Below are 21480 nucleotides of genomic sequence, written 5' to 3' on the forward strand. Positions count from 1 at the left end.
TCGTAGTTAAAAAAGCTGTATTTTCATCTATTATTTTACTATGGCCTCTTTTATACACTCCACGATATAATATACATCTTCATCAGTCACCCACGGCCCGGCAGGAAGGCACATACCGATTTTAAAAATAGCTTCGGATACCCCATTGATATAAGCCGGAGCATCCTTATAGACCGGCTGCTTGTGCATCGGTTTCCAAACCGGACGTGCCTCTATTTTTTTGCCAAGCATAAAAGCACGCAAAGCCTCCACATTCTCGTTGGGCTGGCAATCTGTTGTAGCACAATCTACGGCATGAATCACACCTGCAGCACCACCTACGGCAGTCCTGACAACATCCTTATAAGCATTTTCCTGCCCTTTGATGCGAAGTGAAGAATCCAGAGTGATTGTACAAAGCCAGAAATTAGAGTCATAATCAGCCGAAGGAGCTTCATGCAGCAATACCCCCTCCACATCCTTAAGCAGTTCCTTATAGAGAGCCTGCACATGTCGGTGATGTGCAATATGCTTATCGGCAACGGTCATTTGACCACGACCAATACCTGCACATATATTACTCATGCGATAGTTATACCCTATCGCCTCATGCTGGTAATAAGGATAAGCCTCACGAGCCTGCGTGGCATACCACATGATTTGATTCTTGCTTTCGGCATCTTTACAAATCAACGCACCACCGCCACTGGTAGTAATCATCTTGTTACCGTTAAAGCTCAGCACCCCGAACTTGCCGAACGTCCCCAGTACCTGTCCCTTAAAACGGGAGCCAAAACCTTCGGCAGCATCTTCCACCACTGGAATAGCATACCTATCGGCTATCTCCATGATACGTGTACAGTCATAGGGCATGCCGTACAATGCCACAGGAACAATAGCTTTTGGCTTTTTTCCAGTCTTGGCAATGCGGTCCTTGATGGCTTCTTCCAACAGTTCCGGAGACATGTTCCAAGTTTCTTTCTCAGAATCCACAAATACCGGAACAGCCCCCAGATAAGTGACCGGATGCGAAGACGCACAGAATGTGAAGCTTTGTACAATCACTTCGTCACCCTGTCCCACTCCGCAAGCCAACAGAGCCAAATGTACTGCCGCCGTACCGGCCGAAAGTGCCACCACTTCCTTACCTTCGCCTACAAAACGTTTCAAATCCTCTTCAAAAGCATTCACGTTAGGACCGAGAGGAACCACCCAGTTCGTATCGAAGGCTTCTTTTACATATTTCTGTTCAATACCCTCCTCGCTCATATGGGCAAGGCAGAGATAAATGTTTTTTCTTTCAAACATGATTATTTTGGCAATTAAATCAAAGGGAAATCATCCGATATCAGTTCGTCTTTGCGAGTAATTACTACATCGTCATACATCATCATAATAATGTCTTCATCATATTGACCTATGACAGATTTGTTCTCTACTCCATGAATATTATTCAGAATCAATTTGATAAAATCTACACCTGCTCCATAAGCGTGCAGGTAAGCACCACCAAAACGAGGATTGATTTCTGACAAATAATACTCACCATTCTTAATAAAGAAATCCATATCGCAAGGACCGTTTAGCTCGAGTACAGAACAAACTTCCTCTATAAAATCAAAAAGTTTTGAATCTTTGAAAGAAATGGTCTTACTTGCGCCACCTATCCGGCTCTCTATCTTCTTCTTGCTAAAAGCAGCTACAGGTTTATGACTGATACAATCCACATAAACGTCAGCATCACAATCACCACCCGTCATCAATTCTTGAATAATATAAGTAAACTTGCCATCGTTAAACTTAGCCTCTGCCTCTTCCCAATTATTCACCCTACCAATACCTATACTACCACTTCCAGAGATAGGCTTCATAAATACAGGAAAGAAAATCTCACCCTTGTTCAAACCTTCTTTCAATCCCTCGAGTGAATTATACGTAAGCACTGTACGTACACCTTTTTCATGGAGATACTTAAACATCTCATATTTATCGAAGCACAGACGGGCAGTCCAATCAGCAGGACATAGCGGTAAAATACCTTTTGCAAGCAAATCCTCCCTATGCCTTGCCAGAAGCTCTATTTCAGGATCAATCAAAGTAGTAATGGCCTTTATGTCACTTTTCTCACAGATTTCAAGAACTTTGTCATAGTAATCCGGAGCATCAATACGAGGAACTAAATAAGCCTCATCCGCATAAAAGAGAGCCGGAGCTACAGGACTAAGGTCAACCGCCACAATCTTGCCACAGCTATTCATTGATAAACGAAAATCCTTCAGTAGAGTGGCTCTGCGCCCCACACTACAAAATAAAATGTTATCCATCTGTTTAAATTTTAGATTTTTGAATATATTCTTCGGCAGTCCACTTTTCCCTTATCAGTGAATAACCATCAATTTCCCTGACATAAATATTAGGGACATATCTGATGAACATCGGGGTGAGACACATGGTATAAGCACCCACATTTTTATAAAGGATTCTATCACCAACACTGAGTAACGGTTTATCTGTAAGTGTAAACAAGCGATCATATTCCAGACAGGTACATCCTGATATAATCTGTCTTTTCACCACCGATGTTTCCGTACGATAAAGCTCTTTTTCCCAATAAGATGATTTCTTGAAAAATGGATCAATGTCATTGCGTGAACCATCTGTCGTAATGAACCAACATTCACCCTCCACATGTTTCACATCAATTACCTCACTAAGAAAGTCATAGCAGGAGGCTACCAATGCATTCCCTGGTTCTACTATAATACAAAGTCGTTCCAATCCGTGTTGGCTCAGTACTTCATAAAAACTATCACTATATTGCTGATAAGTAGGCTTGTTGGAAAAAATGCCAAAATAGCCGCCTCCTACATCTATGTAGTCCAAGTGTAAACCATACTTTTTAATTACTTCACAAGCATAACCAATGGATTTTTTATAAAAACGAATACTACGACTATGAGCTGTCCTATGGATATGTAATCCGTCAAGCACCACATTGGATAAAGACTTTATCAAGCCAATAGCATCAGCAAATTCCATTGTATCATCCGAGAAACCAAAACGGCTATTATCATTATCCCCTTCAGCATCCTCTGGAGAAATACGACTGATATTAATATTCAAACGGATTCCCACTCTGAAGATCCTATCCTGTGGAAGTTCCTGAAGCCATAATAATTCCCTTTTCGTTTCAATATTTACAATCGCCCCATTCATCACTGCATCAAGAAACGTTTCTTTTGACTTCATAGGACCATTGTAGATAATATGCCTTTGATCAAAGCCACATAACTTAACTAACTCATATTCATCATAAGAAACTACTTCAGCATAAGCGCCATTTTCGCCAGCTAACTTCAAACAATAAGGCGTAGAATTAGTCTTTACAGAATAACCAATGACTGATTTCTCAAAATGGCTATTCAAAGCAGTCTGATAACCATGAATACTTCTAACTAATTCCCTTGGATCAAGAATAAAACAGGGAGTTATCAAATCTTTATGCTGACTAATTATTTCCATTAAAGTCCTCCATTGTTGCATCATTCTCCGAATTTATCCCATCTCTCATAAACACTTTTCTCATTGTAAGGAATATAATCTTCAAGTCCAGAAAGAATGAAATATGGTCTACATACCACACATCTAATTCAAACTTCTTAGTCCATGAAATAGCATTCCGCCCGTTCACTTGAGCCCACCCAGTAATACCTGGACGAACTTCATGGCGACGCGCCTGTTCTTTGCTGTACAAAGGTAGATATTGAGGTAGTAAGGGGCGCGGTCCTATCAAAGCCATATCCCCCTTCAACACATTTATCAGTTGCGGAAGTTCGTCTATTGAGATAGAACGGACAAAACGACCTACCTTAGTTAACCGGTCAGCATCCGGTAATAACTGTCCATCAGCATCACATTCATCCGTCATTGTCTTAAACTTTATTACTCGGAAAATCTTTCCACCCTTACCGGGACGCTCCTGAAAGAAGAAAGCACCTGCCCCCTCATTAAAAAGAAGTAGTAAAACAATTATTACGAGCAAAAAAGGCCAGATTACCAATAATACACAAAACACTATTATGAAATCAATGATACGCTTAATATATCTTTCGTACATCATTATTATTAAATATAATTATCTTTCGTACCCCAAAGCTGAACCATGGGTTCCTCTTCCATCTCTTTTTTTAAAATCCCTTAACTGTTCCAAATAATTTATTCCAGACGATAAATAGGAAAATCAGCAAAAGTCTTGGTCATCTCAACAGCATTTTACAGGGGATCCGGCTTCTCTAGGCAATAAATAATTTCCGAAGGGCTATCTTTAAATGAAAATATTTCAATAATACCTTTAATCTGCTCTTCTAATGAAACCTGCCATCCATTATCACAATTATAAATACCTCCCTGCTTATCCGACTCCATGCAAGCCTGAACTAATCTTACAAAATCCTTGATATAGACCATTTCCTTCTTTTTCTTACAATTTCTCCAAATCTCAATAGGTAAACTTCTACTCGCCCTGTACATCAACATTCTGTAAGGCATTATTCTCTTTTTACAATCTTCATAATGGTAGGCATTCGGATGATACTGATAAATTTAAAAAGCGGAGTGCAAAAAAAACAAATTCCATATTCAGCATGATAATACTCCATTAAATCAATAGCCGCATTTTTAGCAATTGTATAATCAGCCCTTTTTAATTATGATATTTTGCCATATCTGAAGGAGTTTGTGGAAATACAATTTTTGTACAATTGATTTTTCGCATCCAATTCAATACATTTAATGTACCAATGGTTATGGATTCAAATAATTGGATCAAACGCATAACGTGAAGGCAATGAGCTTGCGAAATGAGCCACTACATATACATTATCAAGTGAGAGAACATCAAAAGACTTCGGGTCTTTGATGTCAACAGAATAATAAACTATTCCACGATCAGCAAAAAAATTGTTATCATTTTTCCTATGACCAACAGCAATTACATCATATCCCTACTCCTTCATATGGATAGCTATATATGCACCTAAATTTCCGATAGCACAGAAAACTACAATTTTCTCATTCATAGGGGGTATATTTATGGTAAACTGTCAATTTATTATTTCTTCATAAAATTCATACAAACATTTACGCACAAATCCTTGCTCAAAACGAGCTTCGATCATTGGTCTTGCATTAGCAATAAATTGTTGAGTCTGCTCTCTATTCAGAAGCATCTGTTTCATTGCATTGTAAAGAGCATCCACATTCTTAGAAGGGATAATCATCCCATTCTTGTTATTCTCAATAATCTCACGGGAACCATTAATATCTGTCACTATACATGGAAGCCCCATAGCACCAGCCTCCAAAACTGTATTCGGAAAACCTTCGCGATAACTAGGAAATACAAAACAATCACTTGCAACATAGTAAGCCAACAAATCATTTGCAGATTTTGAACCTACTGCCTCAATCGCAGGATCTGTATTAATAGTATCCAATATATCAAGCCTCACTGGATCTAAATCTGATTCATAACTTCCCACAAGATACAGACGAGTATTAGGGTATCTCTGGTTCAGTTTGCAAAAAGCCATAACCAACTCATTTATACCTTTGTCTCCCACAATACGACCTACGAAAATAAACGTAAACATGCCTTCTTTTCTAAGCACATTAGCTTGCTCTATAACCTCTGGCCTACGACTGAATTTCACCATGTCCACGCCACGAACATTACCATATCCCAATACCCGCATTGGTTTCTTTGTGATGTATCGCTGTAAATCATCAAGAACTCCTTGTCCTTCGGGAATCACATGTGTTGCGCAGGTACAAGTCAACCAATCTGTTACCATCAAAATCTTGCGAGATAATCCCGAAGCTGTTGGCCAAATAAGTCCCGTGAATGTATGTACCCTTCGCGGAACCCGCGCTACCCAAGCTGCCAACATACAAAGCAACCCAGCTTTCGGAGTCATAGAATGCACCATATAAGGCTTCTCCTCACAGAATATTACAATAAGTCGAAACAACGATAAAAGATCCTTAAATGGAGACATTCTACGGAACATATATATCCGATGCCCTTTTACTCCATATTCCTGACAAATTCGATCAATATTCTTTCCTGGAGAACACAACAATTGCACCTCATATTTTTCTTTCAAAGATGGAATCATCGGTTCAACAAAACCTAATGACTCATCCACAGTTACAGATCGGATGATTTTATATTTTCTGATTGTCATATCTTTTACAAACAATCGCTATACCCCACTTATCTCTTCATTTTACTAATATAAAGCTTCAGTAACCATTCGGTAAACCTGATCCCCAGAATCTTATTGACCCAGGCGACCATTCTCACTTTAGGATTACTGGTAAAACGAAGCAGCCATCTGTATTCCAATAATTGCCTGCGTTTATCACCACGAATATTTAGTTTAAGTGAGCCTACTAAAGAAAGCAAAATACAAAATTCATAAGCTAAAAAAGAACGTAAATCATTCTTTGCAGACTCTGAAAATGTCCGAATATTTACTCTTTCTATTTCTAACTTCAGAAGATTAAAAAGGTCATTAAAACTTTGTTCACAATCTGTATTGGTAATACTGCCTACCACATTTTGTCTATATGCATAAATATAATGGTTAACAAACATACATTTATCACAACCATCCAACAAATCGATAAACCAAACAATATCTTCACCACGAATACCTCTTACGAAAGTCAATCCCATATTTAAAAGAGATTTCCGAGAAATAACTTTCAAGCATGCACTCATAGGCATTGTACCCGATGCAACCAATAAATGCATTGCTGAATTTTTATCTGTAGGATAAGCTAATCTTTCATCAAAAGCTACCCATTTACGATAAAGATTAGTATCTGTATAATAATAGGAACAGTTGAAATTGATAAAATCACAATCGCAATTATTCTTCACCACCTCCATCAATTTCTGCAAACAGTCTTTATTTATCCAAAAATCATCACTATCTACAAATATCACATAATCTCCTGTCGCTATTCGAACACCAGCATTACGAGCATCAGAAAGACCTCCATTAATTTTATGCAACACTTTGACTCTATTATCTTTAACCGCCCAAGCATCGCACATTGCAGGACAACTGTCTGGAGACCCATCATCTACTAAAATAATCTCAAAATTTTTATATGTTTGTGTCAAAATACTCTCTACACACTCATCCAAATATTTTTCTACCTTATAAACCGGAACGACAAAACTTATTCTCATAAAGGAATTCTATTTAAATGAATTAATCATCTGTTTCAAAAGACGTAAATAATCACGAATAGAAGATTTAATACCATATTTAGCAGACAGTGTATCTATCGACAATTTTTGAGAATCTTCAAAATAAGTATTTCTTCCCTCTGGCCTTTTTGAAACATGTGAAAGATTATAGTTACCTTCTATAGCCTCTTCCAAAGGCCTTTTTTCCATAAATAGATCAGAACAGTCATTCAACAATGATAAAGCTTTCTCACTATTTATCAACATCAAAGACACACCTTTAGAAGTAGAATAATTGAATGGTATTTTCACACCTATTCCCCAATAGTCTGCCAAAGTAATATCACTCACCCTTTCTGGTCGGGCATATACACACGAATAGCAAGCTTCACTAAACATCAATCCTTTTGTAAATGCTCTCAAATAATAGGTATTCTTAGGGAATATCACTCTTTTATCACTATATTCATTTTTAGTTGGGAATACTAAATATTTGGACATTTGATATCCCCAGCCATCTGTACATCTAAAACTCACATTTTCACACTTACCCCTAAGACCAATTTTGTCAACATAAATATCAAACGCCTTCTGCGAAGGTACACCATGACAAACTAGATCACAAGTATACAAATTGTCATACCTTCGATGTAAATATGTAAGCAATCCTGCTACCTGACAAGGAGTCCCGGTAAAAAGTACCTTTCTACCTTTGCAAAGTTGTGCCTTAATTTCCTTATATATGCTTCCTACATATGATTGCAAGTACTTTGAACCTTGCAACCGAATTAAATCGTCAACACACTCTATGCCAATGTGCCTTACCTTCAAATCCGAACACATTGATGCTCCATATACAATACCTTGCAAACTAAGTATCTTGCGCGCTATGACCGAAAATGCTCCCCCTGAGGAGCTTTTTTTACGATCAACCAATACCTTTGTCCAACAAGCATAAGTCTCTATGGGAGTCTGATACTGTATGCATGAAGTCAATTTATGACAAGCTTTCACACATTTTCCACACGCTATACACGCTTCATAATCTATTACAGGGACTAAGAAGCCGTCCTTCGCTTCCTGCATAGAAATACATCCTTTAGGACAGATAGTTTGACAAGCATAGCATTGTGTACAGTTGTTACCATCACAGAGTTCCATCTTATTCATCTCGAAGTACATCAATTAAAAATTGTCTGGATTCTTTTCGTAATGCCGATAATCGAATTTGTTCTTCGCCCACATTATAGGAAAATAAGCTTTCATCAGGAAAAACATCTTTTACAGACAATACCTGAGCATCAAGATTAAGACTATGCATTAAACTTACCTGTCTGCTATCACTTGCATTTCTATCTTGCACTACCGTAAGCAAGGGCTTTCCATAGTTAAGAGCAAATGCAGTTCCATGAAATGAGGTAGTAAGTACCATTTCCGCATCTCTAACTAAAGCAAGAAATTCTTCCGGAGATGCACCTACACGATACCATGTGTGACCATACACCAGTTTGTGTGGGGGCCTTGCCACATGAACAATTTCATAACCTGTTTGCTTCTGCATATAAGCGGTCAAATCATCCACATAAGGAAAAGCATTGAATGTATAATTAAGATAGTAGCAGAGTATATATTTTTTTTTTATTAAACGTTTAGGCACAGCTATCTTATTCCACTCATCTTTATCAAGAAGCAATGTAGGATCAAGCACAGCTTTTGCTTCCATTCCCGTAATATCACGAATTACATTTATACCGGAGTCTTCTCTCACTGAGATGTGTTTATAACGGTCTAATAGTTCTTTATAAAGCATATGCAATTCTAAGGGTATATCCCTCATTCCAATACTTGCAGCATAAGAGATCTTCAGTGCATCATCCGGAGCAAAATGAAGGAGAAAAGCCGGATCACCATTACAATAACACGGATTCCAAAGTTGATCACTACCTGTAATATATACATCATACCGTGGAGGATTTTTCTTCAGTTCTTCCGGAGAATTATAAGTGATAGGCGATAAATGCTGATACCGATACACAAAATTACTGATCCCTTTGTGTTGTCGCAACAAAGCTTTTACAAATAGATATTTAATCCATTTAGGCTCATTTGACTGAGAATTCCCCATTGTTGCAAACCTATTATTCTGATGCTGCACATTAGGATAGCGATAATCAATTATTTCTGTTCTATAACCTAAATCCTCACATACTTGTTGAAGAGCATAAGCTTGAAAAACAGAGCCATAGTTAAATATACGATGAATAGTAATAATCCCTAAACTCTTCATACCTACCGCATATATAGTTTATAAATAAATAATTTCATCGAAAGTGGAAGATAATAGTAGACTTTCTTTATCAAAGGTAGTGCATCGACATCAATCAATCGCGAAAGAGTCTTTATAACACTCGTTGGCTCATGTTCTAATATCAATAACGGTATGCAAGAAAGAATATATTCTGAAAAGAATATCCGTACACTTTTGTAACTTTCCATAGCCTCCCTATATTGCCCAATATTGCCAATTAATCTATTGGATAAATCGCAATACGAACGCATGGCACTACCCTCCACCTCCAAATTATAAACAGTAAGAGGCTCATTTAAAAATGCTGTATTTTCCTTTAAAGCAATACGAAAGAAAAAATCTAAGTCTTCACCTTTCTTTAAGTTTGTATTAAAGGATAAACCATGAGCCTGTATAATCTCCTTATTGACAATTACCGCGGAAGTATGAAATAAAATTGCATCTGTAGCATATTTAAAGTATTCTTCTTTGTGAAATAAATAAAACTGTTCTTGCCCCAAAGTATCAGATAACTTCTTGTGTCCTTTTCCATCCACAACATATTGTCGTGAACCATAGAGAGCACAAAAAGGATAGGATTCTATAAAGCTATTCATCTTTTCTAAATAATCAGGCATCCAAAGATCATCAGCATCAAGCAAAGCCACGTATTTTGACTTAGCAAGTTTCAGCCCCAAATTGCGTGCACTAGAAACTCCTCCATTAGATTGTTGTACTATACGAATTCGGTTATCTGAATACTCACTGACCACTTGAAAACTATTATCAGTGGAACCGTCATCTATAACCAACAACTCAAAATCTTGATAACTTTGAGACAATACAGAAGCAATACACTCTCTTATTGTATGTTTTTTATTATATAAAGGAATAACTACACTAAACATCTATTCTATTTTCATATAAAAATCGTAAACATTCATTTTTCTCTCATAAGGCCCCTTATGTTCAAACAAGACTGAATCATATTCATAAATAGGAATATTAGTTTTTCCTCGAACTTTTAACATTGATATTATACAAATCAGCCCAATATAAATCAATTGATTGTTACGGATATGCAAAAGGGACACAATTTGGGGAATTATTACTGCATAAGAAAAGAAAAACAAGTTAGTCATTCGTATGGCTAAAATTCGTATTTCGCTGAAGTAACAGAACAATAAAAGGTAAATCATCAAAGCATTTAAAAAAATCACATTATATGGTTTCAGTTTAATTAAACTGTCATAATAGAAACTTATAAGAACAGCTACGGCAATTCTTAAGAAATATCCCATAGTAAGTCCGTAATCACTCAATATTCCTGTGTCCAAGTAATTACTTTGCAATAAAGCAAACCTACCACCCAAAAGTGATAAAGTCGGGGTTATCATCATGGATAGGATGTGTATCTGCCCTAAAAACACAACATTTCCTAAAATAAATAGAAGCCAAAACTTTTTTAGTCCAATAGGCTTATTCAGAATCCAATACATAGGGAAATAAATAATAGATGAACTATGAAAAGTAAAGCCTATGCAATTAAGTAAAAAATAGGGTAATAGTCTTTTTTGCTCTATATATTTAATGGATAGTAAAAATATAAGCATTGCCTTCATATTACGAAGTACATCCGTTTCAAACACCAAACCACCTATTTCCAAGAATATTATGATAGAAAGAGCTACATTTGATGAATAACGTCTAATGAATAATAATATACATGTAATATTTATCAAACAATTTATAAACACAAAAAATGAATAATCACTACATAATGTCTTTATAAAAGTCATATAAAGGAGAAAACCTTTCTCCAATTCTAAACCTTCTATAATCTTATAAGACCAATTTGTGTCAAACTCCGGCAGATTATGAAATAGTTCATAATACATAAAGAAATCAGAACCAACATAGCCCCTAAATCCAAAGAATATGAGATAAATGAAAAATACAACATAATAATTCTTTGCTTCTGCCTTCTTGTAGTTAAAAGACAAAAATGCCAAAATAGAAAAAAGACTTATTACTAAATTATATGGAGCAGAATACATAATTTCATCAGATCACCGAAACGACCTTACTATTTTATACACCAATTTATTATTCAAATATAATTTAAGTAATAGCTGCTTCAATTTAGCTATTTCTATCCGTATCAAGTAAAAAAGGAATAAAGGCGGTTGATTGTTATCAATTATTGACAAATATTGAATGAAATCTTTATAGTAAGTCCGATAGATACCCCAAGAAAAAGGAAGTAACGCTATGATTGAATAATACTCACGATATGAATATTCAATCCAATACGACAAAAAGGAAGATTGTGGCAAAGAATGTTCTGCTACATACCGACTAACATTTCTAATAACCTTTAAACACCCTAAAGCCGTACTGTACTGCTTAGGTTGATTTACAGCTGAGCCATCTCTATCCCGATAATAATAAAATGAATTATGAATTACAAAAAAAGAAGATGCTGTAATAAAACATTTTAATATAAACTCATGATCCTCTGAATATCTTATACCTTGTGAAAAACGAAGGTCAAACCTATCTATTATTTCTTTTTTTATAGCGTAACCGGCTATACCAGGTATATAACTAAATGAGTTATGGTAGTCCAAAATATTATTATATAATCCTCTACCTTGCGGGATACGATCCCAATATTCTTTCTTAGATATTTTAGTGAATCCAAACTGAACAATATCAACACCCAATGTTGTAGCAGAAGCTACTCGGGACAAAGTATGTCTATCAAGCCAATCATCAGAATCTAAAAACAATACCCAATCTCCAGTACACACATCAAGACCTATATTTCTTGCTCTACTCACTCCACAATTAGTGGTATGCAAGCATCGAACGTTTCCTCCAGTTGAATAATCATCACATATTTTATCCGATCCATCCGTACTTCCATCATCCACCAAAATTAATTCAAAATTTCCATAATCTTGATTCATTACACTCATTATTGCCTCTTCAAGATAGGAAACAACATTATATACTGGTACTATTATAGAGAACTTTGTCATTAGATTATTTTTATCAACCAATTAGTTATCATTTAAGCGTAAATACTACTCACTTACACAACGTAAGGATTCATCTGTAACTGTTTCACCTTTATGCTTTAAAAGCAAATACACTTGACTGGAATCAACCAACTTATTGTATAATTGCTCGTCACGGTAACTTATCACTTTTGCCGGATTTCCTCCAACCAAAGCTAAAGGAGGCACATCTTTTGCCACACAAGCACATGCTGCAACAATAGCACCATCACCTATAGTAACCCCAGGCATTATGGATACATCAGCACCAATCCAAACATTATTACCTATACGCACTTCTTTTACAATATACTTATCGTCATAAGGCAACATATTTCCTCTCCAATTATGATTAGAAGTATGTATTCTACAACGAGGTCCTATAATAGTTCCAGACCCTATATACAAATTTGCACGTAAGACGAACCATGAATCAGGTCCTATATAGCAAGGAGGGGAAATTATCAAACGGTTATAATCATGTATGTAAAAAGGAAGGTTAATTTCTACACCTCTTCTTTTAAGAGATTTCATGATTTTTTTTTTACTTTGATATGACACTATATTAGAATAAATACCCTTTAGCAACTCTTTAATCATAATATAACGCAAATTATTATCAGAACAACAACTGATCCAGTTTTTCAAATTGTGCAACAGCCGCATTTTGATAATATTGATTATCATAATTTACTATGCGCGCCATACGTATCGCCTCCGTCACATTGTACAAACCTATATCATTAATGTGGTATAAGTTGTCCTTATAATTTAAATCAGCCAGAACATTCATTACCTTATCACTGTATATCAAGGGTAACAATTGTTGTTTGAAAACCAAACTTAATATCATAGAGTGAAAACGAGTGGTAACCATAGTTTCCACAGTAGCATAATCTGACAGAAAAGCACCTATATTTCCTCTATAATAGCAAGTCTTTACTAATTTCGAATCAGACAACTTGTTTTGAATGTTCCGAATTGCTATTTCATCACCTTCTCTTTCACAAAAAGAATAAAGAGTAAAAGAATATCCTTCTTTAGAAAGAGATTCAATAGCATCCACTATCTTTTCCACAAACAAACTATTTATATTTTGAATGCCAGGACGATTAGTAAAATCCATCACGGATATACCAACACTCTTATAGTTTTTTTCAACATTAAGTGGTGGCAAATTAAACACGATATCAGGAGCAACATGCACATTTTTCAACTCCTTAAATAAATGGCTAGAGTACGTATCTCTAAAACAAACATCAGTGTAACGAGGAAACACCTCATCACGATAGTAGACCAAATAACTCTGCCGTACATAAGGGCCAAAATTTGCTCCTATAATGTACGACTTATCAAAATACTCATTAATCAGCTTATTCAAACTATCTTGTAATAACAATCTCGGCTCATGTTGCATAAAAATAGAACCACCTATATACAAATAGGCATCAGAAGTAAGAGACTCATCCTGAAAGAGTTTTATCCATTTTCTTCTAAGTACACACCCAGATAATCTATAACAGTAAAACAATCGAAAGAGTCTGACTATCATTAACCATGGCAAATTCAAGTGAGGTTCAGATACTCGCTCCACATTATGATAATGCTTCAAAAAGAACTCATAAGAATCCGGAGCTATCAGCCGAAAAGTGACAGTAGGATACCTTTTGAACAATAAGTGTAGAAACAAATCATCACCTAAATTATAATTAGCATAAACCTTGACTAAAACTTTCATATGTAACAGAAATCATCAAGTATTTTTTTTACCACCCTTTACTTTAAGCAATAAAACAGATAGCTTCTCTTTTATAAAACAACGTTCATATTTATCTAGCCCTATATAAAAAGATGATATAGACACTGCAAATAAACATACTACACAGACCACCATCAATGAGAAAATAGCGTTATCAACCAGAAAAAACTTCAACATTACAGGAAGGGGCAACGCTGTTAACATAATCAACACACTCTTACCAACAACATTATACAAATAACGCTTTATGTCTAAATATATTAAGGATTGTAGGATGTATAAACGTACAACAAATGCTATCACGCAGATGAGCAAATGTACTATAAAAACAGATTCAGGAGCACCTCCATTCTTTAACACTACATATGAAATAGGTAAGATAGTGAGCAACAATCCTCCTACCGCCGAGTGATACAATTTCACTTTACCTGTAGCTGCCGCAGACACCATCAATGGATTTGCAACAGCATCTATAATAGCAGTGCAAAGTATCAGTCTCAAGAAAAGTACAGTATATTTAGGCACAATACCCAACCATAACTTAAGTATAAAATCAGCTTCGAGTATCACCGGAAATGACAAAAGTAACAATAAACAGAAAGTAAACTTACTGCTACGTTCTATCAATTTATACATGGACGGCAAATCATCAATGGCATACATTTTAGTTATCTGGGGATTCAATGCCATCTGAAAATTAATTGAGAACTGAGTGATAGCATTTTGCACTTGTACCGCAATTCCACGGGCAGCATTAATCATAGGGCCAAAAAATAGATTAAGTAAAATGTTCAAACCTTGCGTATAGGTTACAGAAGCTAAATTACCCAAGAAAGTCCACCCTGTGAACCCTGCCATTTTTTTTAAATACGGATAACAGAACACTAGCATAAATCTGGATTCTTGAAAGTTCGCTATACAATAAAATCTGTAGGACAAGAAAATTACAAATTGTACACATACTATCAAAAAAGCATACAATACTAATTTATCATACGGAAAAAACAATAATAAATATACAATGGCCAACTTGAGTAGTACCTCTATAATAGATATATATGCAAATGCACTCATCCGCTCATGAGCAATAATAATAGCATTAAAAGGAACACTCATAATAAATATGACCGCTGTCACAATAGAACCCTGAAACACATAAAATGCTGCATCCATCCTCTCAACAGGTATCTGCATTTTATGCCATAAGAACCATAGTCCCAAAGTTTCTGCTATCAAAACCAATATCAATGATAGTATAGCCAATATCAACAAACTAGTATTAAATACTATCCGAAGACGTTTATAATTACCACGGCCTAACTCAAATGTAATAAATCGTTGTGTCGTAACAGACATTGATACATTCAAGAATCCCAACATTGCTACGATACCACCTACTACATTATAAATACCAAAATCAGAAACCCCCAAGGTGTTCAATACTACACGACTGGTATAAAGCGATACCAACATCGTAAGAATCATTCGGAAATAAAGTAAAATCGTGTTTTTGGCAATGCGACTGTTATTGCTCGTATAAATTGACATTTAAAACAAATTTATGAATACAATCTACAGATAATAATACTATGACAAATCCGTTACTTTTATCCTAAAGACAAAACCTCAATAGTTTCCTGATTTATTAACATCTATTTGAGAGATTACCCTTCTTCCTTAAAATCAAAAATATATTTTTCAGGAATAAAATCCAACTAATACAAACAATTCCGGTTGTGAAGATAATACCGACCAATATCATTCCTTTACCAGGTTTCGATGCTCGAATGGGTACCATTGCAGGTTCAACCACCGTATAGACGGGGGTTATCTCCTGTACCTTCGCCTCAGCCATTTGCAATTGTTGTGCAACACTTGTATATACTTGATAGGCAAGATTCATTTCATTCTCCAATCGTACTTGTTCAGCACGGTAACTCTGAAGAATAATATTTTTGTTAGTATCAGAGAACTTCGCATAATTCTCCTGTGCCGTCTCATATTCTTTCTTTTTACGTTCAAAAAGCTTCTTTTGGAACTCAAAATCCTGACGAGCTTTATTTGTACGGTAATCCGTAACATAGTTCTGCAAACGATACATTACACTATCTGTCAAACAGGCAGCAATATGAGCATCCTGCATCGTAACAGACAAAGTGGCAAGCCCCGTCTTCTTGTCAACAGAAACACTGATGCTATTACTCAAAAGTTTTGCAATGGATGATTCTTTTACTGTCAAGTGAAAAGGGTTAAGCTTTGTAATTCTATCCTCATCCTTTTCATCCTTAAACAGAGAAACCACCCATCCAAGAGCCTTGAAAGGAGCAGAAGTTATCACACTCCACCAAGGAGAACGTTGATACTTGTCCAAATAACAATAAAGTGTAGTATCTATTTTCCCCTCTAGGTCTTTCACTGGAATATTGAAAAGACCAATAATAAAGGGAGTCGAACTCACAATATCGGGATACAAATCAGGATAGATAGCATCAGCACCAGAAGAAGTATTTATATTAAATCCTGCCATGGCAGCAAGAGAAGACAATCCTCCCCCACTCTTTCCATCCGACAACTCCGGAGCAATTGTAGCTGTAGCTGTATATTCTTTCGGAATACTGAAAGCAATCACCAGTCCCACAATCACTGCATAGCCGCAACACTTCAATATCCACTTGCGCTCTGCCCAGACCTTCAAGGCAAGCTCTAGCAAATCAATCTCCTCTTCCTGTGGATGTTTATTCTGCTGTTCGTCATTCATATCAGCATCCTTTCTTTTTATATCTTCCACTTGTTTCTTATTTAAAAGCATTAGTCAACGTAGCCACCATCGCCGCAATCGTTGCAGTCATGGAGCTCATACCCATAATCTCGGAAAGCTGGAGACGCTTCCTCTCAGACTTCGTGGGAACCACAATCTCACAACCCGGCTGGATTAAATCACTGTCACTCTTCTTAGCACGGGCTACCGTACCATTCAGATAAATGATGTATGCTTTCTTCTTTTTCGCATTTTCGCCATAACCACCTGCCATATTGATATAATGTTTCAGCTTGGCATCTTTCTCCCAGGTTACTGTATTAGGATACATCACTGAACCGCTGATCTTCACCGTATTGACGTATTCAGGAATATAAACGATATCTCCCTCACGCAGGACAATGTCATAGTCACTTCCCGGATTAAACAGAGCCTTTTCCATATCGATGCCTACTGCATAAGTCTCAGAGATGGCAAGCTTGTCCACAGAGATGCTATCCTTCCCCTCACCACCCTGAGCTATGCGAAGCACATCCGTCTCACGCCGACGTTCCTCATCATTGCGCTTGCGAATCAAACGTCCCCCCTTTATATATGCCGCCGGAGTAATTCCGCCTGCACGACCTATCACATCACTCAGACGTTCATTCTTTTTCAACAACGAATAGCTGCCGCTGAAAAGTACCTCACCCGCAACCGTCACCATGCGCTGAACTTGGTAGGCAGGACTGCGACGAACCTGGACTACATCGAAAGGTTGCAGGTAGAAACTACCGGCACCCGTCAGAAGACCGTCCTTGATGTCAAAGGTGAAGGTCTCCGCAAGCTTGCTGCTGTAGGCAGTACTCTTGGGATCCTTGATGCGGCGCGTCACGCTCACACAGGTAGTGGCGGCAGCCTCGGTAAGACCTCCCGCCTGGACAATCATATCCTCTATCGTTAAGTTATCGGAGTACAGGAAAGTACCGGGATTGAGCACCTCACCATAAATGGAGACCGTCTCGCTCTCCTTCAGGTCATGGATACCGGGAACATACAGATGGTCGTTCTTCTGAAGGGGTATATCAGAAACCGTACCGTTCATAATACCCTCCAGATCAACGGCAACCATTTCGTGCGTAAGATCTTCACGCTCACGGTCCAGAAGGACACGGGCAAGGAAAGCATCTCCCCGGAGTCCCTCAGCCTTCTTTATCAGCTGCTTCACCGTGTTCACCTCACCGTCCAACTGATAAAGCCCCGGACGATAGACGGCACCACTGACCTCAACCTTGTTCTCAAAACGGTCGAGTACGGCGTCAACCGTCATTAAGTCACCGTCGTCTAAACGGAATACGGAATAGTCCATCTCATCCACATTATATACTTGATGTTCACGTCCACTTTTACGGATGATGCGTACAGCCTTCTTATAGGCATCTCCCATAAAGCCACCCGCATACTTCAGTAAGGAAGCAACCGTCTCGGCAGGCTTCATTTCATAATACATGGGACGTTTCACCTTGCCTACTATCTCGACCAACGACTGGTAGGGACTCACGATAATCACATCGCCCTCCTGCAGACGGACATCGTCATTCATCTTGCCCTGCATGATGAACTCATAGACGTCCAAATGCTCTATCGTCTCTCCGTTACGAACCAGACGGATGTCACGCAAGCTACCGATATTATTCACACCACCGGCACGGTACAAGGCATGGAAAACCGTGGAAAAGGCCGAAAGTGTATAAGTACCCGGCACCGTGACCTCACCCATGATATGGATCTGGATGGTACGTATATCGCCTAAAGTCAGACGGATCTGTGAATTGGGATCCCCCCCTCCGATACCGGAATAGATCTTGGACAGTTCCCGTTGCAGATAAGCGTTGGCTTCTTTAACAGTCATGCCGTTCAGATAAACGGGACCGAGGTCTTTCACCTGGATACTCCCCTCGGGACTGATGGTCTGGCGGATGGTATTCTCGGAAGCTCCCCAGATATCTATGATCACCTCGTCACCGGGCCCCAGCCGATAATTTGCCGGAGTAGCCAGATTCACACTAGGTTCAAAGGAGAGATTACGGTTCTGGAACAGATTATGACCGAAAATCTGTATGCCGGCAGCCTCAGGGGCGGACTGGCTTTCAAGTCTCTCATCAACAACCGCTTTCTGGTCATCCAGTTCGGCAGCCTCGTAGGATTCTCCCACAGCAACCGAACGCTTGCGCATCTGTGAGGGAGCTTCGGAACCCGGGACAGCAACACCCGAGTTCTCATATTTATCCTTGATGCGGAGCACCTGTTCGCGGGTCACACCACGGCGCAACAGTTCGGCAGTCATCTGCTTCTGAGATTTTCCGGCTGCCTGTGCTTGTTTCACATATTCAACCACTTGCTCGTCGGACATGCGCTGGGCATAGGCAGAACCGAAGAAAATAAAAAGACATAAAATCAGAAATAAGACTCGACGCATAATTTAATGTTTGTTAGATTCTTATATGTCACACACTGAAAAAATCAAACTAATCCGGGAAGGTGGAACCAAAGGTGATTTATATTTATTACTTCGCGTAGTAATGAAAGAGTTAGTACCACGCTTCCCGGATATTCAATAGATATTGGGCATCTACTAAAGGGGGTATAACCCACTTTGAGTTATATTTTTAATCAAATAATAAGTTATTTTACTATATTCATTGGCAGAAATGCCATATAATCCGTTTCTCTGGAGGCTATTTTTCGTAATACAATGCGTGGAATCCTTTTCACTCATTACATGAATATATCACTTGTATGTTTAGCTCTATATGCCTTTAACTTTTCCCGTGTCTCTTACATTCTCCACTCCATTTTTTTTGCCTTGCGAGAAAACTTTCACCTGTTTTAGTCCTCAAGATATTCCCACGGATAGGGATTGTCAACTACATTCCGGAATTCCTCGACAGCTTCCTGCTGTTCGGCAGTGAGCGATGCGGAGTCCCAGGAAGAAATAATCTTCCGGGCTTCGTCGGCCAGGGGCTCATCGAACACTTCTCCATAACAGGCAGTAAGCAGACGGAGTTTCAACAGCGAGGCGGGAAGGGTATCAAGGAGATTCCAGCAACGGTTTAATATCTTCTGGAGGTGATCCTGCTTCTCGCCATGGTCAATGAACGATGCGTTATACCCCATCAGGAGAGCAAGACAGACGTTTGCTTGTTCTTCCGTAGTAGTACCTCGGGCACTGGAACCATACAAAGCCGCAGTCAAGCGGTAAACCTCACCGTTGCGGCGGGAAAGGTCATCACTATAGATAGGACTACCGTCCATACCTAAATACATCAGTTCGTGCGCAGCACGCTGGAGATTAATTGCTTCTTCGAAAAGGGAGGAGGACATTTTTTGAATTATGAATTGTGAACTATGAGTTGTAAATTATGAATTATAATTCAGCCGATCACTTCTATAAGATCCGGATGGATAGTGGCCATGGCAAGAGCAATGACACCTTGTATCTCTATAACCACACGGCGGTCACGTGCCCCCTTTACTTTCAGAAAAATACCCTCCTGACCTGCAAAGTCACCACCCGTAATACGGACTCTAGTTCCCTTCGACAGATTCAACTCTTCGGGCTGGAAATAAAGCAAATGGTCGTTATAGGTTCCGGCAACGGCGATGAAGCGCTGCATCTCATGGTCGGGAATAATTATCTTCTGACCACTGCGGGTATCGGTTATATATTGCAAATAAGTAATTTGAGACTTAACACGCTGTACGTCGGAAGGACGTGCATGGACAAAAACCAGATTACGGATGACGGGAACCAAAGTACGGACTTTCTTACCCTTACGGATACTTACCTTATATTGCATGGGGACAAAACAGCCGAGGTTCTCCTTCTCGAGAAGATGCACCGCATCAAGCTCTCTGCGGTATGTGGCACGCATGGCATGCCAGACTTCAACCTCGTTATCCGTTTCCATTTTCGTTGTTTTGTTCACAAAAGAGTGTTCCTCTGGGGCTTTGGACCCTCGGTATATACCTGGTATCCAATCATTTGCGAGCACCTTATGTAAAATACAGCAAGCATTGTGCCCTTCTTGCCAACAGTTTTTTTGCAGTTCGTCATTACCTTCTGGTAAGAGACTATAAACGAACGGATTACAAACAAAAAGCGTTTTTTAAACGTTCGTTTAATGGACGCAAAGATAAGACTGTTTTTTATATCCTCAAAATGTTTAATAAAAATATTTTGGAAAACCCATCGTATCTCAGTTTAATCTACAGTAATTCAGTATATTAAGTATCTTATTTAATATTTAAAATTTCCATTCCCTTTTATTAACTCATTCCCTATTTCATTTCCTGAAATTTGACGTCCATTAAACGAACGTTTAAAAAACACTT

At 38.1% G+C, this 21480-nt stretch carries 19 protein-coding genes; all 19 read right to left on the reverse strand.

Annotated features, from left to right (window positions below; translation table 11 throughout):
• Window positions 1–30: 30 nt before the first annotated feature.
• Complete coding sequence (locus DWZ67_RS08390; RefSeq protein WP_061411848.1) at window positions 31–1287, reverse strand: DegT/DnrJ/EryC1/StrS family aminotransferase; 1257 nt, start codon at window positions 1285–1287, stop codon at window positions 31–33.
• 14 nt (window positions 1288–1301) lie between these two features.
• Entirely contained in the window at window positions 1302–2303 is a 1002-nt protein-coding gene (locus tag DWZ67_RS08395) for an ATP-grasp domain-containing protein (protein WP_061411846.1), read from the reverse strand.
• A gap of 4 nt (window positions 2304–2307) precedes the next feature.
• Window positions 2308–3501 (reverse strand): diaminopimelate decarboxylase, encoded by a 1194-nt coding sequence (locus DWZ67_RS08400; RefSeq protein WP_087332556.1) that lies wholly within the window; start codon window positions 3499–3501, stop codon window positions 2308–2310.
• Window positions 3488–4096, reverse strand: a complete 609-nt coding sequence (locus DWZ67_RS08405) for a sugar transferase (protein ID WP_087332620.1) — start codon at window positions 4094–4096, stop codon at window positions 3488–3490. The genes DWZ67_RS08400 and DWZ67_RS08405 overlap by 14 nt, the downstream gene beginning before the upstream one ends.
• Window positions 4097–4251: 155 nt before the next feature.
• Window positions 4252–4527, reverse strand: coding sequence for a hypothetical protein (locus DWZ67_RS20380; RefSeq protein WP_239420904.1), 276 nt, complete (start codon window positions 4525–4527; stop codon window positions 4252–4254).
• A gap of 554 nt (window positions 4528–5081) precedes the next feature.
• Window positions 5082–6224, reverse strand: a complete 1143-nt coding sequence (locus DWZ67_RS08415; protein WP_087332557.1) for a glycosyltransferase family 4 protein — start codon at window positions 6222–6224, stop codon at window positions 5082–5084.
• Window positions 6225–6253: 29 nt separating this feature from the next.
• Complete coding sequence (locus DWZ67_RS08420; RefSeq protein ID WP_087332558.1) at window positions 6254–7240, reverse strand: glycosyltransferase family 2 protein; 987 nt, start codon at window positions 7238–7240, stop codon at window positions 6254–6256.
• 9 nt (window positions 7241–7249) lie between these two features.
• Complete coding sequence (locus DWZ67_RS08425; protein WP_162612927.1) at window positions 7250–8410, reverse strand: Coenzyme F420 hydrogenase/dehydrogenase, beta subunit C-terminal domain; 1161 nt, start codon at window positions 8408–8410, stop codon at window positions 7250–7252.
• Window positions 8403–9527, reverse strand: coding sequence for a polysaccharide pyruvyl transferase family protein (locus DWZ67_RS08430; protein ID WP_087332560.1), 1125 nt, complete (start codon window positions 9525–9527; stop codon window positions 8403–8405). The genes DWZ67_RS08425 and DWZ67_RS08430 overlap by 8 nt, the downstream gene beginning before the upstream one ends.
• A 2-nt stretch (window positions 9528–9529) precedes the next feature.
• Complete coding sequence (locus DWZ67_RS08435; protein WP_087332561.1) at window positions 9530–10435, reverse strand: glycosyltransferase family 2 protein; 906 nt, start codon at window positions 10433–10435, stop codon at window positions 9530–9532.
• A complete protein-coding gene (locus tag DWZ67_RS08440) occupies window positions 10436–11584 on the reverse strand; it encodes an EpsG family protein (protein ID WP_087332562.1) in 1149 nt (382 codons plus the stop codon).
• 12 nt (window positions 11585–11596) lie between these two features.
• The gene (locus DWZ67_RS08445; RefSeq protein ID WP_087332563.1) at window positions 11597–12571 is read right to left on the reverse strand and encodes a glycosyltransferase family 2 protein; all 975 of its coding nucleotides are present in this window, start codon (window positions 12569–12571) and stop codon (window positions 11597–11599) included.
• Window positions 12572–12616: 45 nt separating this feature from the next.
• Window positions 12617–13189, reverse strand: a complete 573-nt coding sequence (locus tag DWZ67_RS08450) for an acyltransferase (protein ID WP_087332621.1) — start codon at window positions 13187–13189, stop codon at window positions 12617–12619.
• Window positions 13190–13208: 19 nt separating this feature from the next.
• On the reverse strand, window positions 13209–14327 hold the full coding sequence (locus DWZ67_RS08455) for a polysaccharide pyruvyl transferase family protein (protein ID WP_087332564.1): 1119 nt from the start codon (window positions 14325–14327) through the stop codon (window positions 13209–13211).
• 15 nt (window positions 14328–14342) lie between these two features.
• Window positions 14343–15896 (reverse strand): MATE family efflux transporter, encoded by a 1554-nt coding sequence (locus tag DWZ67_RS08460; RefSeq protein ID WP_120138573.1) that lies wholly within the window; start codon window positions 15894–15896, stop codon window positions 14343–14345.
• A 97-nt stretch (window positions 15897–15993) separates the two neighbouring features.
• Window positions 15994–17106, reverse strand: coding sequence for a Wzz/FepE/Etk N-terminal domain-containing protein (locus DWZ67_RS08465; RefSeq protein WP_087332622.1), 1113 nt, complete (start codon window positions 17104–17106; stop codon window positions 15994–15996).
• 37 nt (window positions 17107–17143) lie between these two features.
• Window positions 17144–19564 (reverse strand): SLBB domain-containing protein, encoded by a 2421-nt coding sequence (locus tag DWZ67_RS08470; RefSeq protein ID WP_120138575.1) that lies wholly within the window; start codon window positions 19562–19564, stop codon window positions 17144–17146.
• Between the two features lie 410 nt (window positions 19565–19974).
• The gene (locus DWZ67_RS08475; RefSeq protein ID WP_120138577.1) at window positions 19975–20469 is read right to left on the reverse strand and encodes a UpxZ family transcription anti-terminator antagonist; all 495 of its coding nucleotides are present in this window, start codon (window positions 20467–20469) and stop codon (window positions 19975–19977) included.
• Between the two features lie 50 nt (window positions 20470–20519).
• Entirely contained in the window at window positions 20520–21056 is a 537-nt protein-coding gene (locus DWZ67_RS08480) for a UpxY family transcription antiterminator (protein ID WP_120138579.1), read from the reverse strand.
• Window positions 21057–21480: the final 424 nt, after the last annotated feature.

Source organism: Bacteroides sp. AF34-31BH (assembly GCF_003602795.1).
Taxonomy (GTDB): Bacteria; Bacteroidota; Bacteroidia; order Bacteroidales; family Bacteroidaceae; genus Bacteroides; species Bacteroides uniformis.

Bases quoted from the DNA above. Each gene is read 5' to 3' on its own strand.
- DWZ67_RS08440 (WP_087332562.1), bottom strand. From the start codon at position 11,584: ATGTATTCTGCTCCATATAATTTAGTAATAAGTCTTTTTTCTATTTTG.
- DWZ67_RS08465 (WP_087332622.1), bottom strand. From the start codon at position 17,106: ATGAATGACGAACAGCAGAATAAACATCCACAGGAAGAGGAGATTGAT.
- DWZ67_RS08475 (WP_120138577.1), bottom strand. From the start codon at position 20,469: ATGTCCTCCTCCCTTTTCGAAGAAGCAATTAATCTCCAGCGTGCTGCG.
- DWZ67_RS08480 (WP_120138579.1), bottom strand. From the start codon at position 21,056: ATGGAAACGGATAACGAGGTTGAAGTCTGGCATGCCATGCGTGCCACA.
- DWZ67_RS08405 (WP_087332620.1), bottom strand. From the start codon at position 4,096: ATGTACGAAAGATATATTAAGCGTATCATTGATTTCATAATAGTGTTT.
- DWZ67_RS08450 (WP_087332621.1), bottom strand. From the start codon at position 13,189: ATGATTAAAGAGTTGCTAAAGGGTATTTATTCTAATATAGTGTCATAT.
- DWZ67_RS08420 (WP_087332558.1), bottom strand. From the start codon at position 7,240: ATGAGAATAAGTTTTGTCGTTCCGGTTTATAAGGTAGAAAAATATTTG.
- DWZ67_RS08445 (WP_087332563.1), bottom strand. From the start codon at position 12,571: ATGACAAAGTTCTCTATAATAGTACCAGTATATAATGTTGTTTCCTAT.
- DWZ67_RS08455 (WP_087332564.1), bottom strand. From the start codon at position 14,327: ATGAAAGTTTTAGTCAAGGTTTATGCTAATTATAATTTAGGTGATGAT.
- DWZ67_RS08460 (WP_120138573.1), bottom strand. From the start codon at position 15,896: ATGTCAATTTATACGAGCAATAACAGTCGCATTGCCAAAAACACGATT.
- DWZ67_RS08425 (WP_162612927.1), bottom strand. From the start codon at position 8,410: ATGAATAAGATGGAACTCTGTGATGGTAACAACTGTACACAATGCTAT.
- DWZ67_RS08470 (WP_120138575.1), bottom strand. From the start codon at position 19,564: ATGCGTCGAGTCTTATTTCTGATTTTATGTCTTTTTATTTTCTTCGGT.
- DWZ67_RS08400 (WP_087332556.1), bottom strand. From the start codon at position 3,501: ATGGAAATAATTAGTCAGCATAAAGATTTGATAACTCCCTGTTTTATT.
- DWZ67_RS08430 (WP_087332560.1), bottom strand. From the start codon at position 9,527: ATGAAGAGTTTAGGGATTATTACTATTCATCGTATATTTAACTATGGC.
- DWZ67_RS20380 (WP_239420904.1), bottom strand. From the start codon at position 4,527: ATGCCTTACAGAATGTTGATGTACAGGGCGAGTAGAAGTTTACCTATT.
- DWZ67_RS08415 (WP_087332557.1), bottom strand. From the start codon at position 6,224: ATGACAATCAGAAAATATAAAATCATCCGATCTGTAACTGTGGATGAG.
- DWZ67_RS08390 (WP_061411848.1), bottom strand. From the start codon at position 1,287: ATGTTTGAAAGAAAAAACATTTATCTCTGCCTTGCCCATATGAGCGAG.
- DWZ67_RS08435 (WP_087332561.1), bottom strand. From the start codon at position 10,435: ATGTTTAGTGTAGTTATTCCTTTATATAATAAAAAACATACAATAAGA.
- DWZ67_RS08395 (WP_061411846.1), bottom strand. From the start codon at position 2,303: ATGGATAACATTTTATTTTGTAGTGTGGGGCGCAGAGCCACTCTACTG.